This is a genomic window from Sulfuricurvum sp. PD_MW2 (genome assembly GCF_002633015.1).
Classification (GTDB): domain Bacteria; phylum Campylobacterota; class Campylobacteria; order Campylobacterales; family Sulfurimonadaceae; genus Sulfuricurvum.
In genome coordinates this window covers 1-17,304 of the sequence record NZ_NSIU01000032.1, presented here as the reverse complement: position 1 = coordinate 17,304, position 17,304 = coordinate 1, and the positions used below count along the sequence as shown (strand labels likewise).

The following is a 17,304-nucleotide window of genomic DNA, read 5'->3' as shown; positions in this document are numbered from 1 at the left end:
ATGCACTGGGAGTAGGGTATACACTCAGCTACCAAAACTTCGATCTCAAAGCAACCCTCGCTCACGGTTTCGGAAGTGAAAGAACTCCTACCTCTGAAGCTGATTTCTCGACCAACAAAAACAAATTCCTTATCCAAGGGATGATGAGATTCTAATGAATCTCCGGGGATATTTCCCCGTATTTATCTTGACCCGCCAATCTTTATCTTTTTCAATTAACTCTACGTCTTTATCGGATATTTCTACAGCATAAAACCAAAATCAAGCATTTTTTCGCTATAATCAGCCAATTTTTAGTTACAAGGGAATAGGCATGGCTTTCGATAACGAATCGTTCGAAGAAGAAAATTTTGCTGAGATGTTAGAGGCATCTTTCAAAGAGCAAGAATCTACACGCATTACAGAAGGTGAAGTAGTAGAGATCCAAGAGGGAGACAACCGCGCATTGGTAGGCGTTGGTGAGAAACTTGAGGGTATCCTTTCACTGGATGAAATTCGTGATGCAGAGGGCAAACTTTTGTTCAATGTCGGCGATAAAATTACGGTAATGGTAATGGGACACTACAATGAGCGTCCAAAAATTTCGTATAAAAAAGTACTTGAGCAAGAGAAAACACTTGCGTTTATTAATGCACACAAAGAAGATTTCGAATCGGTTGTGATCGAAGCGTTAGTGACCAAGAAAAACAAAGGCGGATATCTTTTGGAAGCGGACGATGTCCATTTCTTCCTTCCGCGTTCATTGGCGGCGTTCAAAGAGACTGATCAAGTCGTTGGTAAAACCATTAAAGCACAAGTGGTTAAAATCGATCCGGCTGAGGCGTCAATCGTCGTTTCTCGCCGCAAACTTTTCAACGATGAGCGTAAACGCAAAAAAGAAGTAATCGATGCGTTGATGGAAGAGGATAAAATTATCCAAGGTACCGTCAAAAAAATCACCAGCTACGGTATGTTTGTCGATGTAGGCGGAATTGATGGTTTGGTGCACTACAACGAGATCAGTTACAAAGGGCCGGTTAACCCGTCTAAATTGTACAAAGAGGGTGATGTTGTCAACGTAAAAGCTATCGCATACGACAAAGACAAACGTCATCTTTCACTCTCTATCAAAGCGGTTCAATCCGATCCGTGGCAAGAAGTAGAAGAGGCATTGGAAGAGGGTGATACCATCACTGTTACTGTCAGCAACATCGAGCCGTACGGTATTTTCGTTGACCTTGGGAACGATATCGAAGGGTTCTTGCACATCTCTGAAATCACATGGGATAAAAACATCAAGCACCCTAAAGATTACCTCACCGTTGGTCAAGAGATCGATGTAGAAGTTATCGAAATCAACTCAAAAACACACAAATTGCGTGTATCGTACAAACGTCTTCAACCAAAACCGTTTGAAGAGTTCACCAAAAAATGCAAAGAGGGTGATGTTGTTACCGGTACAGTCACTTCATTGACTGATTTTGGAGCATTCGTAAAAGTTGGCGGCGTAGAGGGATTGTTGCACAATCAAGATCTTTCATGGGATAAAAACATCAAATGTAAAGATACCCTCAAAGTGGGTGAAGAGATCGAAGTGAAAATCGCAAAAATCAATGCGGAAGATGAGAAAATCTCTTTGAACCGTAAATCGCTTGAAGAATCGCCGATCGATCAATTTGCAGCAAAACACAAAATGAATGAAGTTGTAAAAGCAACCGTTCGTGATGTAAAAGATTTTGGTGTATTCGTTTCATTGGAAGGGGGCGTTGACGCTCTTATCCGTAACGAAGATCTTTACCCGCTTATCGCTGAAGAGCTTGAAATCGGACAAACGATTGAAGCAGCAATTTTGGTAATTGATGCAAAACGTGACCGTATCCGTCTTTCGGTCAAAAAATTAGAGCGTCTTAACGACCAAAAAATGTTAGATGAAATCAATGACAACGATTCGCACAGCCTTGGTGATTTGATTAAAGATCAGTTGAAATAATTTTCATGCGACGTGCTGCTTATTGGCTGATTCCTCTGATCGCCTTTGGTGTGGCACTTTTTATCGCGCTTTTTTTGGTGGAGATTAATCCCGCTGCACCAAAAGTTCATTCTGCCGATGCGACGGAAGAAACAACCTCTGTAGTAGGGTTGAAAGATCGTATCGGAAGTTGGATCAGACACTTTTCAAAGGGTGGAGAAGATAATTATTTATATCCCGTTAACGAAGTTACGCTAAAACTCGATATGGGAGATAAAAATAGTGATTTGGATTTATACCGACTGATAATCAAGCCAAAAAATTCAGATGAACTTTTACAGTGTAAAGAAGAGTTGAAAAAAACAGATCTCCCTTATGTGACGCAAAATGAAGGAGATGTTCAAACTATTATGGTTGATTCAACAGATAAATCTGCATTGCAATCTCTTGTAACTAAACTAAAAACCTACCAAATCACGGCGAAACTATCGCCTTACAGTGAGGAAAAATAATGGAAAAATTTAAAATTGTTGTATGTGATCATATCCATGAAGAGGGATTGAACCTTTTACGCCGCGATGATAAAATCGATATGGTATTTGCTGCTGACATGGACAAAACAGCCCTTTTGGACGTTATCAAAGATGCAGATGTCGCTATCACACGTAGTTCTACCGATGTCGATGAGAAATTCATCAACGCGGTAAAAGGAAAAATGAAAGCGATCGTTCGTGCTGGTGTCGGTGTTGATAACGTTGATATTCCGGGATGTTCGAAAGAGGGGATTATCGTTATGAATGTCCCTACGGCAAATACTATTGCTGCCGTTGAACTCACCATGACGCACATGCTCTCATGTATGCGTATGTTCCCGTACTCCCACGATCATTTGAAAAATCAACGTATTTGGAAACGTGAAAAATGGTACGGGTATGAGTTGAAAGGGAAAAAATTGGGTGTTATCGGTTTCGGTAATATCGGTAGCCGTGTGGGTATCCGCTCAAAAGCGTTTGAGATGGACGTAATCGCGTATGATCCGTATATCCATCCATCAAAAGCGACCGATGTCGGTGTGAAATATACGACTAATTTTGATGATATCTTGGCATGTGACATCATTACGATCCATACACCGAAAAACAAAGAGACTGTCGGTATGATCGGTGCCGATGAGATCGCAAAAATGAAAGACGGCGTTGTCCTCATCAACTGTGCGCGCGGCGGATTGTATGACGAGGAAGCGTTGTACGATGGTCTAACATCAGGGAAAATCCGTTTTGCGGGTATCGATGTATTTAACAAAGAACCGGCAATTGATCACAAACTTCTTGATTTGGACAATGTGACGGTTTCTCCGCACCTTGGGGCGAATACATTCGAATCACAATATAACATTGCGGTAGAAGCGGCTCAACAAGCGATTGAAGCGGCAAAAGGGATTGCGTATCCGCATGCGTTGAACCTTCCGATTGATGAGACCAAAATCCCTGCATTTGTTAAACCATTCCTAGAAATGGTTCAAAAAATCGGTTTCTTGAGTGCTCAAATCAACAAAGCACCGATCGTATCGATCAAAGTAAGCGGTCGAGGAGATATCGCTGAATATCTTCCATCTCTTGCAACATTCGTTACGGTTGGGGCGTTGGCTGATATGTCTGGCGAGACAATCAACTACGTCAATGCAGATTTCGTGGCAAAAGAGCGCGGAATCAAAGTTGAGACGGAAGAGCTTCCGGAGAGTCCTGTGTATAAAAACCTTGTGACGGTTAAACTGACTACAGACAAAGAAGCTATCGAACTCAGTGCAACTATGTTTGGGGATGATGTACAGCGTATCGTTGATATCAACGGCTTTGGTGTTGATGTTGAACCTACCGGAAACATGATTCTTTTCAAAAATACCGATGTGCCGGGTGTCATCGGACAAGTTGGAACACTCTTGGGCGCTCATAACGTCAATATTGCCGACTTCCGTCTAGGACGCAATAAAAACGGTGAAGCGTTAGCGGTGATTATTGTTGATTCTTCCGTTAGCGACAAAACACTCAAAGAACTCTCTGCTCTTAACGCTTGTATCAGCGTCTCTTACGCACGTATCTAAATTTTTTTTCTTCCCGCTATGCGGGAATTTTTTCATTATATGCTGTTATACTCTTCTTTTAGCCCCCTTCCGTTATAATAAAATACTTTTTTACGCGGAGAGATGATGAGTACAGAAGAGATTGGAGCGATACTAAACGACAAGAAAAAGCTCCTCTCCGAAATCTATTTTGAACTCCAAGTCGCGTGTGAGGCAAAATACGGTTCTGATACTCTCGTCATCATCGAAGTGGGATCATTCTTCGAAGTTTACGAAGTCAATAACGAAGAGATGAAAATCGGTAAGGCGAAAGAGGTTGCCGAGTTTCTCAATATCCAACTCACCCGTAAAAACAAAACAATCCTCGAAAATTCGATCCAAAATCCTCTCCTCGCAGGGGTTCCGACCGTCTCCATCGAGCGCTATCTCAGCCGTTTGGTACAATCGAAAAAATATACCATCGTCCTTGTCCGTCAACAAGGTGAAGTCCCCAATATCCGCCGCTATATCTCTAATATCATCTCTCCGGGGACCAATTTTGACTACATAGCCGAAGCGAGTGAGAACTATATCGCCTCGCTTTTGATCGATCAAAATAACGGTGTCTATTCGATCGGGTATTCGGCGATCGATGTTGGAACCGGAAAAACCCTCATCAACGAGATACACGGAACCCGTGAAGATAAAACGTATGCACTCGATGAGGTGTTTACCCTGCTGCAAAGCTATCAAACCTCGGAAGTGGTCGTAACGTTTTGTGCGGGAGATATCGACCGAGACGAAGTGAGCCGTTATCTGGAGATCAAAAATCACCATCGAACCTCACAAAACGAAAAACGCCTGCGGATCGATTATCAAAACGAATTGTTTGGACGGATCTATCAGATCCGCTCGCTTCTCAGCCCCATCGAGTATTTGGACTTAGAGCGTTATCCGTACGCTTCCGAGTCACTGTGTATCCTCATCAACGTTATCATCGATCATGATCCGGCGATTATCGAGAAGATGAACCGCCCGACGTTTTTGGGAACGAACCGCTACATGTATTTGGGGAACAATGCGGCGGAGCAGTTGGGGATCATTTCGCGCGATCATGATGAGATGACACTCCTCAAACTCATCGATAAAACCTCCACGGCAATGGGTAAACGGCTGTTGCGTGAGCGGTTGCTCAATCCGATTTGCGATACGAAATTGCTCGAAGAGCGCTACGATCTGATCGATAAAATGTCCGAACACATCGCGCCGTTGGAGACGAAACTCAAAGAAGTGTACGATCTGGAGAGGATTTTACGCCGTTTGAAACTCGGTAAACTGCACCCGTTTGAGTTAGCCTATTTTTACACGTCACTGAGTGCGGCAGAATCATTGTTTGCTGAGGCCGATCGGCTCAAAATCGCTTATGACAAAACCAGTGCGCAAGAGTGTATCCAGTGCGCATCGGAGCTGAGACGGATTTTCAATATCGATGCGTGTGCGAAATTCCGACGCGATCAGGTGGATGAAAACCTCTTTCAAGAGGGGATCGATCCCTCCATCGATGCGCTCGAAGCGCTGCAGCAAAACAATCTTTTGAAATTGGGGACGATTATCGAGCATATCGACACCTTTTTCGAAGGGGAGGGGTCATACGCTTCGATCGGATGGCTGGAGAGCGAGGGATATCATCTGCTGATGACCCGTAACCGCTACGTGAGTGTCGAAGAGGCACTTCACAACAGTTTTTTCACGTTGGAGAATCAGCACTACTTTTTCCGTGATTTTCAGGTACGCAAACTCAAAACAGCGGTGAAACTCACCTCCAATCTTCTCGATGAGCTCTCTATCGAAAACGCGGGTGCCAAATCGCGTATGATTGCGCAAGTCAAAGAGCGTTACCGCGAGCAGCTCGAAATGATCGAAAAGCGCTTTTCACATGCGATCGAGCATCTGATCTCTTTTTTGGCGGTTGTGGACGTTTCCTTGAGCGGTGCGAAGTGTGCTGCGCAATACCGCTATAGCCGTCCGAAAATCATCCCTTCGCCAAAAGCGTTTATCGAGACGGTGGGATTGCGCCATCCGCTCATCGAATCGCGCGAAGAGAACGGGATTTTTATCCCGAACGATCTTTTCTTGGGAGCGGCGCAACATCATAGCTTTGAGGAACATCCGACGCTGGAGAACGGTGAAGATGTCAAAGGGGTACTCCTCTATGGGATCAACTCGAGCGGTAAATCCTCTCTGATGAAGAGTATCGGGCTCTCAGTGGTGATGGCTCAGGCGGGATTTTATGTTCCGTGTGCTTTGATGCGATTTGCGCCGGTCGATAAGCTCCTTACCCGCATTGTGAGCAAGGATAACCTCTACAAAGGGCTTTCAACGTTTGCGGTGGAGATGCTCGAACTACGCAATATCTTCAACCGGGCTACGGAGAATACTCTCATCCTCGGTGATGAGATCAGTCACGGCACAGAGACCGAATCGGCTCTCGCAATCGTAGCCAGTGCGATTCTGAAACTCCGTGAAATTGGAAGTATGTTTATCTTTGCTACCCATTTGCATCAGCTCTCATCGTTGGCGGAAATCCAAAAAGCCCGTGAGATCGTACTACTCCATCTGGGGGTGTATTACGATGAGGCCAGCGATAAACTGATATACGATCGTAAGCTGAAAAACGGAAGCGGCTCGACGCTGTACGGGCTGGAATTTGCCAAATCGCTCCATATGGATGAGACCTTTTTGAAAAAGGCGTATGAAATCCGGGGGCGCATAACCGATAAAACCCACGAAGCCTCGATGCTGAAACGGGAAAAAAAGAGCCGATACAATACGAAGCTCTATCTTACAAAATGTGCACTGTGTGATCAAGCGGTCGATGAAGTCCACCATATCGTCCCACAGGCCAACGCGGACGATGGGGGATCGATAGGGCATTTCGGGATGAATCACCGCTACAATTTAATCCCCCTTTGTTCAAAGCACCACAGACTCGTGCATGAGGGGAAAATCGCCATTCACGGGTTTGTTATGAGCGAAGATGGATTGAGACTTAGTTACAGTGAAAGCGCGTTGAAAGACGATCTCTAAATTGCTTTTAGAGAGTGTTTTGGATACTCTGCATATCTTTGGCAATGTCGGTCGCGATTAAAAAATGCTTGATTGCATCTTCTGCGCTCATGAGAAACGGTGGGATCTTATGGATCTTGATCCCGACGTTTTGAAGGGCATAGAACGTATTGATACAGTAGCTCTTTGCAATCAGATAATCGCATTTTCCGATCGCTTCTAAAATAGCGTAGTGATCATGAATATGTTGAGGATCGTGTAGTAGCGTTTTGTCGCATGTGCACGATTTCATAGCCGGGTCTTTGACCATGACCCCCTGACAGCGTTCCCAGGGGTTGATGCAGTTTTGCACAAAACGGTAGTGTATGTCATGTCGTGTTCCGAAGACTTCATAAATGGCAAATTGACTTCCGCTGCAGGGATTATAGCCATAAACGTTATTGTCGGCATCGGTTGAGAGGGCGATTCTCATCATAGAGGGCTTCCTGAGATGATTCAGTTCTATGGAGTTGGAGTTCTCCTTTGATCTGTTGCGGTTTGATACGGATTCCTTCCGGAACTTTGGACGAATGGAGTTGAACAGCGCTTTGTTTGAAATTCGGTTCGCCCGATTTTGGGCAAAATAGGCTCGGTGCGAGTGTATTGATCAGCTGTGTATTGAAATGAAACGGGACGAATACATTTCCCTCTCGAACCGTTTGTGTGACACGTACGACAATATTATCGACACGTCCCAAGGGTGAACTGATAGAGAGACGATCGCCGCTTTTGACCTGGAGTTCTGCGGCATCGGCAGGATTGATGTCGACCCAAGCTTCGGGAGCAAGAGCGTTGAGAATCTCGATATCGCGTGTTTTGGTTCGGGTGTGCCATTGTTCTACCGTTCGTCCGGTATTGAGGATAATCGGGAATGACGCAGAACTCTGCAGAGGTATCCACTCTAAGGGCAGAAGTTTGGCTTTGCCATCGACGCTTCGAAACGCAATGTCGGGAGTATAGAGTCGAGGTGAGCCTACAGGGAAAGATGCATTGCAGGGCCATTGAATCCCGCCGTGTTTTTCGAGCATTTCATAGGTGATTCCCGAATAATCGCACAGTTGGTTACGGCTTACCTGTTTCCATTCCTCAAATGCATCAGATGGACTTTTCCAGTTAGGATAAAGAAGTTCATTGACGCCATCAAAATAGGTGCTGAACTCAAGAAAAATATCGAAATCGCTTTTGGCTTCGCCCGGAGGATTGATCGCTTTGTTCACCCGGTTGCAACGGCGTTCGGAATTGGTATAGGTTCCCTCTTTTTCTCCCCAGGTTGCAGCCGAAAAAACGACATCGGCAATCTGTGCCGTATCGGACATAAAAGCATCTTGGACAACAAGAAGATCAAGTTTGGAGAGGGCAGTGCGCAGCCGTGTTTGATCCACGAAACTGACCAATGGATTGGTGGCAACAATCCACAGGGCTTTGATCTCTCCACGTTCGATCGCTTCGATGATTTCTGCGTATTTGTACCCTCGGGATGTTGGGATAATATCGAGGGGCACATTGATGATGTCGGCATACTCTTGGGCTGCTTTGAGATCGCCGTAGTTGCGATATCCCGGAAGTGATGAGGTAAATCCGCTCTCACGTGTCCCCATGGCATTGCATTGACCCGTAATCGAAAACGGTGCAGCTCCGGGACGGCCGATTTGGCCGGTGAGGAGATGAAGATTGATAATCGCACTGACAGTATCGGTTCCCATAAATGATTGGTTGACTCCCATCGTCCATGCCGTGAGGGCTGATGGTGATCCGGCGATGAGACGGGCGAGCTCATAGAGGGTTTTGACATCGATTCCTGTGATATTGGCGACTTCCTGCGGAGGGTAGTTTTGGAGGTGTTGGCGTAAATCGCCCAATCCGGTAACGTTCTTTTTGAGATACTCTGTATTTTCCCATCCTTGTTCGAGAACAATATAGGCCAAGCCGTTAAACAATGCCAGATCGGTACGCGGTTTGAGAGGTATAAAGATATCTGCCATCTGCGCCGTTTTGCTTCGACGCGGATCGATCACGACGATTTTCGGTTGTTTAATATTCTTGGCAATGTGGAGTTTGAGTATCGGGTGGTTGTCGGCAATATTCGCCCCAACGAGGACGATAACATCGGCGCGTTCGAAATCCTCATATGACCCGGTAGGTCCGTCTGAACCCAGAGATTGTTTGTATCCGGCTACCGCGGAAGCCATACAGAGGGTCGTATTCCCATCATAATTGTTAGTTCGAAGCCCCAGTTGAACCAGTTTTCCCAAGGCATAGAACTCTTCGCTCAAAAGCTGACCGCTCGAGAGCACCCCGATAGCGCGAGGACCGTGGGTGGCACTGATCGATTTAAATGTTTCGGAGACTTTGGTGAATGCTTCATCCCATGTCGCTCGACGCAGTGTTGAGTCTGTTTTGATAAGAGGGGAGAGAATACGGTTTGGGGAGGTGATCATTTGATGCTCGCTCAACCCCTTCGGACAGAGTGTCCCCATATTGACGTTATGCGATGGATTTCCTTTTGTGTAGACGGCACGACCCTCTTTGACGCCAATGTAGAGGCCGCATCCGACACCGCAATAGCCACAGGTGGAAAATACCCATTTGTCCGGTTTTTTTTCGCTTGCGATACGTCCGAATAACGGATCGTCACACAGCGAATATTTGGATGCTTTGATATCAAGCCCCAAGAAATTTTTGATGGTTGAAAACATAGTGTGCTCCTAATCTCGTTGGGTACCGACGAAAAAACCACCCGCCATGGAGAGCGGAACGACGGTCGTATAAAATAAAAAGCGATCTGCCAATTCTGACAGCAGTACCAGTAAAAAAGCGATACTCAAGGTCAATATGGCAGTATCCAGCGTCCCTGATGCCATAAAAAGGGTTGCAAGAAGCGGGAAGACAAATGCACCCAGCACAAAACTGCTCCATCGGGCTTTATGAATGGTTGCAAATGTCTCATGATACAATCGGTAACTCTTTGCCAACGGGACTGCGGAAGCGGTTTTGAGCTCACGGTATGCCTCATAGGTGAAAAAACCGTGCATCACCGCAAGGATCATGGCAACACTGAGTAACGGCGTTGCCGAAGCAGGGTCTCCAAAAACGAGTAAAGTAAATGCCATCAAAAAAAAGCCGCTATAGGTTGTGGTGAAAAATTTGCGGTTGGTACTGATTCTATCCCATGCGGGGCGAGCAGGGATACGGTAGATCATAGCTTGTGCATGAATACCGTATGCACCTACGCCAAGGGCTATCGTTTCTGATACGATCCGCAACGAGACAGCCGCATCGACGTAATACAAAGCAGTTGTAAGAAGCATCAAGAGCAAAAAACCTCCCAAAGCGGCGGCTTCACGGCTGAGCCAACTCGTACGGAGATTTTTCATAGCACTCATCGCCCTGATCGGTCGTCCCAGATGCAACGCAGAGAGCGGGAGACCCAACGCGGCAGGTATGAGTGCGATCAGCGCAAACATCCATGTCGGTTCAAAAAAACCGAAAAGGGAGAGAATATCTCCGAGACATAAAGCTCCGAATGCCCCTAAAGAGATTTGAGTAAATACCGTCATAAATACAAGAGGCAGTTCACTGTGCGAGGCCTTGAGATGGTGCTCATCGGCTCTGATCATGGTGTCCGGCATGTTTTTTGGCAAGGTAAATCGGGTTGTTGAACAGGTGAGACGTGCATCAGGCAGATGAGGCATATTTGCGGCTTCATCGATGTGTGTCTCTTTCCATTCTGCAATATTAACCGTTTCAATTTCGATCGCACCCGATGGACATGCTTGTACACAGGCAGGAGATTGCCCGATAGCGAGCCGTTCATGACACATATGACATTTGGTGACGATATGGCGTTCGGCATGATAGGTCGGTACACCGTAAGGACAGTTCCACGTACAGTATTGGCATCCGATACAGCTTGGGTCGTCATGAAAGACAATACCATTATCGAATTTGATATAGCTGTTCGTAGGGCATCCGATGAGACAGGCGGGGTCGATACAGTGATTACAGCTCATGGAGTTGAAGAGTAAAAGGGTATCGGGAAACGTTCCCCCCTCCATTTCTCCTACACGGCGCCATTTGATATTGGAAGGGTTGTTGTTTTGCTCATTGCACGCTACTTCGCAGCATCGGCATCCGACACACGCCGTTGCATCAAAATGAAAGCGGTATTGTTCCCCCGCATTCAACGCAGGCAGATCGATCGAATAGTTCCCGCACTGCATGTTTGTTTTGGTTTTATGATCGATAAAGGATTCAAGCGGTGTAGGTTCCATTAGAGGCTCGATTCCAATGCTGCGAGATCACTTACGATTTCGGTAAAGACCTGATAACGTTGCATCGGATTGGGATGGACCATTTTTTCGATCATCTCTTTGTACGGGAGATACTCTTGTGAGAGTGTCTTAGGATTAAAAGCAAACGGTTTTTTCCCTTCTAAAAAAGGATCTTCTACTTCATAGGCTCTCAAACCGCTTATCGTATGAACGAGCGAGAGTCCATAGGTGAAAATTTCATCGCTCTCTTTGTGACTTCCACCGTGAGTTTTAAGGTTGAACTGGAGCATCGGATCGAGCGACTTGCGTCTCATGGTACGATTCCACCGCATGAGAAAACCGATGGCATAATTGCTATAACGGATTTGCAAACGGCGGATAAATGCTTCTAAACTCTCTTTTGATGTCCGTAAATCACGATATTGACGCATCAATTCCGCCACAAACTCTCGAGCCTCTTCTAGAACAATTCCTTTGAGAAGCAGATGTCCTTCTGCACTCTCAGCACTCAGGCTTCCTCCGATGAAAATATCGACACCCAAGAGTGTTTTCCCATCACGCGGCACTTTGCACCCTACAAATCCGAGATCACCCGCGCCGTGAATACCGCATCCTTTGATACAAGCAGACCAATAAAGCCGAACTTTTGCATCGTCGATGGGCACTTCTTGGCTAAGATAACGCCCCATTGTGATTGCATCCGGTTTGTTAGGGATTACTCCAAACGGGCAATGCTCAGTTCCGGCACAAGCGATCAGATTCGCCATATACGGGGAAGGGCGATTCGGATAGAGGGTAAAGAGCGGCGATTGCAATGCATCCTGCTCATCATGTATATCTGTTAGGATAAGATTTTGTTCTACCGTAAGCCGTATAGCTCCGTTTTGTTTTTTAGCTATTTCAGCAGCATGAAAGAGATCCGTTCCGCTAAAAACTCCGGAGGGGATAGCCGCATAGAGAGCATATGTTCCGTCTTTTAAAGCGATTTTTCCGTAATGATCTCCTCCCTCTATCGAGCAGAGACTGATTCCTGATCGCGGCATTGCATGCCCCAACTCCTCTTCGATCGCTGAACGAAAGGTATCCATACCGACAGCATCAATGAGAAATTTGAGCCGATTTTTATTGCGGTTATCACGAAAACCATAGGTTTTAAAGAGTTTTGCGACGGCTACGAATACCTCTGGCGTGTTTTCAGGTGTAACGAACATATCGGCATCTTGCGCTATGTTTCCGACCCGCCCGCCTAGATAGAGGTTAAATCCGTAAAGCCCATCTTTTTGTGCCAGTGAGAGGGCAAAATCTTGTCCGAAAATATTGCACCGATTGGAGAGAGAACCGTTTAATCCGATATTGAATTTACGCGGCAAGGTAGTGATCCATTCGTCGTTTTTCAAAAAGATAGATTGGATTTTTTCCATGATATCACGGCATGGGATGAAATTATCCATAGCAAGGCCATCGAGCGGATCAATCAGGATATTGCGAAAATTATCGACACCCGTTTGATAGCTGGTTAAACCGACCTCTTCGAGAATTTTGAGTGCAGATGGAATATCTTCGATTCGCAAATAGCGCAATTCGATCTGTTGTCGTGTGGTGATATCGATATAATCTTTCCCGTATGTTTGTGCGACTTGGGCAAGACTCATTGCTTGATCTACAGAAAGTGCTCCGCCGGATATCCGTACGCGGATCATAAAGCGTTCCGGTGTGGCAGGACGATCAAAAATACCGAAGCTTTTGAGGACAAAATCTTTATCGTCTTCAGTGATTGAACTGTACCCTGTTTTCGAATAGCCGATCAACCGTTCCCACGCCTCAGCTGCGCTAAAAGATTCTTTGATCGTCTCGGTTTTATGCTGTTTCGTACTTCGTGCAGCTTTGGCTTGAGAAAGCGATGTCATATCAAGACTCCTTAGGTTCATAAACGTAGTGTGGCAATAGTGTTGAGAGGCTAACAACATTGCCAAAAACTAAAATGGCAGGTTTCGGTGCTGTTTTTGCCGCATTGATCAATCCATCGAGTGTCGTAACAATCGAACTTTGATCGAGGATTGTAGCGTTTGAAACAATGGCAACGGGCAATGTAGAGTCGATCCCTTGCATTAGTGCTTCTTTGACAATCTGGCGTGCTCGGCTCAGCCCCATCAATACGATGGTGGTATGATCGGGTGTTTTGAGCATCGGAATCCATGAGAGATTGACACGATCTCCCGAGAGATGAGCCGATACGATAGAGACACCGGTGCTGATCCCTCTCGCTGTCGGAGCTATACCGACGCTTAGCGGTCCTGAAAGCGCCGATGAAATCCCAGGAATCACTTCGGTTTGGATTCCATGGTGTGAAGCGTATAGGGCTTCTTCGGTACCGCGTCCGAAAATATAGGGATCACCGCATTTGAGACGTCCGACGGTATATCCTTGTTTCGCGTATTCACTAATCATCGTATTGATTTGATCTTGGGGAAAACTATGCTTCCCTTTTTCTTTGCCCACAAAGATGATTTTGGCTTTTGAGGGAATAAGATCGATAATCTCATCGGTGAGAAGATGATCGATGAGGGCAATATCGAGTTTTTCAATCGTTTTGAGGGCTTTGAGGGTGAGCAAATCGGCATCACCCGGCCCGCAACCGATGAGATAAAGTTTTCCGTTCATGGGATATTCCTTATTAGGACTTTTTTGTCTTTAAAATAATAGTCCAAATGCTAGATAATAAAAGCAAATATTTGATTATTTTTTAATCAGCGATGTGGAGGAGGTTATTTTTTCACCCATTGGGTGAAAAATAAGAATTTTTCTTTTATTCGTCTTCTTTGGCAAATTTAGAATAGAGAAACTCTATGATCGCTTCACGGCATCGAAGATATTCAGGATTGTGTTGCAATTCCAACCGATTACGGGGACGCGGAAGGTTCACTTCCAAAATTTCTCCGATCGTAGCTTCCGGACCGTTGGTCATCATAACAACCCGATCACTCAGTAGAACCGCTTCATCCACATCATGGGTTATGATGATGACGGTATTTCCGGTTTGCATTTGAATCCGCATCAAATGATCCTGTAAATTTGCACGTGTGAGCGAATCAAGCGCTCCGAACGGTTCATCCATCAAAAGCACTTTCGGCTGGATCGAGAGGGCTCGCGCGATCCCCACACGCTGCTTCATCCCGCCGCTGATCTCACCGGGATATTTATCTTTGGCATGATCGAGGTTGACCATGCTGATATATTTCATGACATGCTCACGTATTTCGCTAGGGGAGAGATCTTCACCCAAGACTTTGCGTACTGCCATTTCTATATTTTGGTAGACGCTCAACCACGGAAGGAGTGAGTGATTTTGAAAAACAACAGCCCGCTCCGGTCCAGGGGAGAGGATATGTTTGTCCTCTAGCAAAATGGTTCCGTTGCTGATAGTGTCCAATCCGGCAATGAGATTTAAAATCGTCGATTTGCCACAACCGGAGTGTCCGATGATCGAAACGATTTCGTTTTGTCGAATATCGAGCTTTACATCCCGTAGTGCAACATACTCTTTACCGCCTCCCAGAGGAAACACTTTATCGACATGATCAATTTTTAAAAAAGGTTTTGCACTCATTTGAGCCCTCGCTTACGATAATCAAAGAAATCGGCGATAAGTCCCATCAGGGCATCGAGAATATATCCGATAACTCCGATAAGGATAATGCCGATAATAATATGGGAATAATTGAGATTGTTATACTCATCCCAAATCCAAAATCCGATACCGACACCGCCGGTCAACATCTCAGCCGCAACGATAACAAGCCATGCGATTCCCAAAGAGAGACGCATCCCTGTGAAAATAAACGGAACGGCAACAGGCAAAATAATCTGAAATACTTTTTCAAACGGACTGAGTTGAAGCACGCGTGCGACATTGAGATAATCCTCGCTGACACTTCGGACACCTAAGGCCGTATTGATGATGATCGGCCAAATCGATGTAACGAAAATGACGAAAATAGCCGTTGTATTGACTTCTTTGAACACAAACAAAGCAAGCGGAAGCCAGGCAAGAGGGGATACCGGTTTCAGGATTTGAATGTACGGATTCATCGCCGCATAGGCATTTTTTGACATTCCGATGAGCAATCCCATCGGAACCCCCACCGCAATCGCGAGGGCAAATCCGCCAAAGACACGTGCAAGAGAATTTCCAAGCTGCAACGCTATCCCTTGATCTCCAGCTCCGTTATCATAAAGTGGATCGGAGAGAACGATCAAGAGTTCGTTCCATACTTCGCCGGGAGTTGGAAAACCTGGAATAAGTACCGCGATATAGGACCATATTGCAATAATGACCCCCAATAAAAGAAGAGGGAGCAATACAGGATTTATATATTTTGAAATCATCTTTTTTTCCTAATTTTTATTTAGCGGATACTTTCCACGTGTTCACTTTCATCAGCGCTTCTTTGGTGATTTTCGGCGATTTGATTGGAGCATTGAAGATATAATCCACCGATTTATTCGGATCAAACGTCACACCGTCGATAAATTTTGTTTCTACTTTCCACGGTGTAGCCGGAAGGGCGTAGTTCATCTCTTTTGCCGCTTTTGCAAACAGATCGGGACGATAAACGCTTTCGACGGTTTTTTTCATGTCAATCGGTTTATCGAGCTGTCCCCATCGTACCATTTGTGTCACTTGCCATAATGCGTGTGAGTAGTAAGGATAAAGGGCCTGCTTTTTGCCGAAAACATTGAAATTTGGCATTGGCGTATTGACTCCGTTGGTGAACATATAGGTTCCGGTCATAGAATTGTCAATGACATCTTTTGGAGCATTGACGTATGATTTAGACGATAAGATGGCTGATGCCTCTTTGCGGTTCTCCCATGACGCATCGAGCCACATCCCCGCTTCGATCAGAGCTTTGATCATCTCTTTGGTTGTTTCGGGATATTTGTCTGCAAATTCTTTTTGAACACCGAGAACTTTTTCAGGTCCGTCTTGCCAGAGCTGATAACCGGTGATAACCGTTTTACCGATATTCCCCATTACAGCACGTTGATTCCATGGTTCACCTACGCAGTATCCGTCGATATTTCCGGCTGTCATGTTCGCAACCATTTGCGGAGGAGGAACGACTTTGAGTGCTACGTCGGTATCCGGATTAACCCCGCCGGCTGCCATCCAATAGCGGATATGATAGTTGTGCGTACCTGTCGGAAATGTCATACCAAACTCCGGAACTCCCATCGTTTTAGAGGTGATGACTTTTTTGAGAGCTGTTGATGAGCCTTTTTTGGTTGCTACAGGATCAGCTGCCATCATGGCTTCAAACATTTTGTTGGAGACGGTAATCGCATCACCGTTTTGACCCAATGCCATAAGGGCAACCATATCTTTTTTACTGCTACCCACACCGAGTGTCGATGCGATAGGCATTGCAGCAAGCATGTGAGACGCATCGAGTTCTCCGACGGTCATTTTGTCACGCACATTGGCCCACGATGCCTCTTTGCTTAACTCAACATTGAGACCGTGTTTCGCAAAGAACCCTTTTTCTTTTGCGATCACCAGTACGGCACAATCGGTCAAGGGGATAAATCCGATTTTTAGATCTTTTTTTTCCGGTGCTGCCATTGCAAATGACGCAGCAAGAGACAGCAATAATGCACCTTTTCCTAAAACATTCAAACTTTTCATGGGAACTCCTTATTAAGACTATTTTGTCTGAAATAATTGTAGAGTAAAAAGTCCGAAATAGTATGCAATTTGTTGATTAAAAAATATACAATATTTTGCTTTTAATCTAAAATAATAATTTTATAGCATGACTATAAAATGGTTTTTTGATTTTCCCACATATATCCCTCTTGCCGATACGTTTTTATAAAATCTTCTTTGAGCTTTTTGCGCAGACGGGATATGTGAGAGCGTA

13 protein-coding genes are annotated in these 17,304 nt (G+C 45.4%); 4 read left to right on the top strand and 9 right to left on the bottom strand.

Going from position 1 to position 17,304, the window contains the following annotated elements:
• Positions 1 to 313: 313 nt before the first annotated feature.
• The 4 genes from CJD30_RS10710 (at position 314) to CJD30_RS10695 (ending at position 7,094) form a co-directional block, all read left to right on the top strand.
• Entirely contained in the window at positions 314 to 1,969 is a 1,656-nt protein-coding gene (locus CJD30_RS10710; RefSeq protein WP_294918947.1) for a 30S ribosomal protein S1, read from the top strand.
• Between the two features lie 5 nt (positions 1,970 to 1,974).
• Positions 1,975 to 2,460, top strand: coding sequence for a hypothetical protein (locus CJD30_RS10705; RefSeq protein ID WP_294918946.1), 486 nt, complete (start codon positions 1,975 to 1,977; stop codon positions 2,458 to 2,460).
• Positions 2,460 to 4,049 carry a phosphoglycerate dehydrogenase gene (gene serA, locus CJD30_RS10700; protein ID WP_294918945.1) on the top strand — a complete coding sequence of 530 codons (1,590 nt, stop codon included), beginning with the start codon at positions 2,460 to 2,462 and terminating at the stop codon, positions 4,047 to 4,049. Before CJD30_RS10705 ends, serA begins: the two co-directional genes overlap by 1 nt.
• Positions 4,050 to 4,154: 105 nt before the next feature.
• Entirely contained in the window at positions 4,155 to 7,094 is a 2,940-nt protein-coding gene (locus CJD30_RS10695; protein ID WP_294918943.1) for an HNH endonuclease, read from the top strand.
• A 7-nt stretch (positions 7,095 to 7,101) separates the two neighbouring features.
• Here the strand turns inward: CJD30_RS10695 and CJD30_RS10690 are convergent, their stop codons facing one another.
• The 9 genes from CJD30_RS10690 to CJD30_RS11740 form a co-directional block, all read right to left on the bottom strand.
• On the bottom strand, positions 7,102 to 7,548 hold the full coding sequence (locus CJD30_RS10690) for a hypothetical protein (RefSeq protein ID WP_294918941.1): 447 nt from the start codon (positions 7,546 to 7,548) through the stop codon (positions 7,102 to 7,104).
• On the bottom strand, positions 7,511 to 9,808 hold the full coding sequence (locus CJD30_RS10685) for a molybdopterin oxidoreductase family protein (protein ID WP_294918939.1): 2,298 nt from the start codon (positions 9,806 to 9,808) through the stop codon (positions 7,511 to 7,513). Before CJD30_RS10685 ends, CJD30_RS10690 begins: the two co-directional genes overlap by 38 nt.
• Positions 9,809 to 9,817: 9 nt before the next feature.
• On the bottom strand, positions 9,818 to 11,383 hold the full coding sequence (locus CJD30_RS10680; RefSeq protein WP_294918937.1) for a DmsC/YnfH family molybdoenzyme membrane anchor subunit: 1,566 nt from the start codon (positions 11,381 to 11,383) through the stop codon (positions 9,818 to 9,820).
• Positions 11,383 to 13,290 carry a ferredoxin--nitrite reductase gene (locus CJD30_RS10675; protein ID WP_294918935.1) on the bottom strand — a complete coding sequence of 636 codons (1,908 nt, stop codon included), beginning with the start codon at positions 13,288 to 13,290 and terminating at the stop codon, positions 11,383 to 11,385. The genes CJD30_RS10680 and CJD30_RS10675 overlap by 1 nt, the downstream gene beginning before the upstream one ends.
• Before the next feature lies 1 nt (position 13,291).
• Entirely contained in the window at positions 13,292 to 14,044 is a 753-nt protein-coding gene (gene cobA / locus CJD30_RS10670; RefSeq protein WP_294918934.1) for a uroporphyrinogen-III C-methyltransferase, read from the bottom strand.
• Positions 14,045 to 14,189: 145 nt separating this feature from the next.
• Positions 14,190 to 14,990 carry an ABC transporter ATP-binding protein gene (locus tag CJD30_RS10665; RefSeq protein WP_294918932.1) on the bottom strand — a complete coding sequence of 267 codons (801 nt, stop codon included), beginning with the start codon at positions 14,988 to 14,990 and terminating at the stop codon, positions 14,190 to 14,192.
• On the bottom strand, positions 14,987 to 15,769 hold the full coding sequence (gene ntrB / locus CJD30_RS10660) for a nitrate ABC transporter permease (RefSeq protein WP_294918930.1): 783 nt from the start codon (positions 15,767 to 15,769) through the stop codon (positions 14,987 to 14,989). Before ntrB ends, CJD30_RS10665 begins: the two co-directional genes overlap by 4 nt.
• A gap of 16 nt (positions 15,770 to 15,785) precedes the next feature.
• The gene (locus CJD30_RS10655) at positions 15,786 to 17,069 is read right to left on the bottom strand and encodes a CmpA/NrtA family ABC transporter substrate-binding protein (RefSeq protein WP_294918928.1); all 1,284 of its coding nucleotides are present in this window, start codon (positions 17,067 to 17,069) and stop codon (positions 15,786 to 15,788) included.
• Between the two features lie 131 nt (positions 17,070 to 17,200).
• A complete protein-coding gene (locus CJD30_RS11740; RefSeq protein ID WP_366722939.1) occupies positions 17,201 to 17,293 on the bottom strand; it encodes a hypothetical protein in 93 nt (30 codons plus the stop codon).
• Positions 17,294 to 17,304 lie beyond the last annotated feature (11 nt).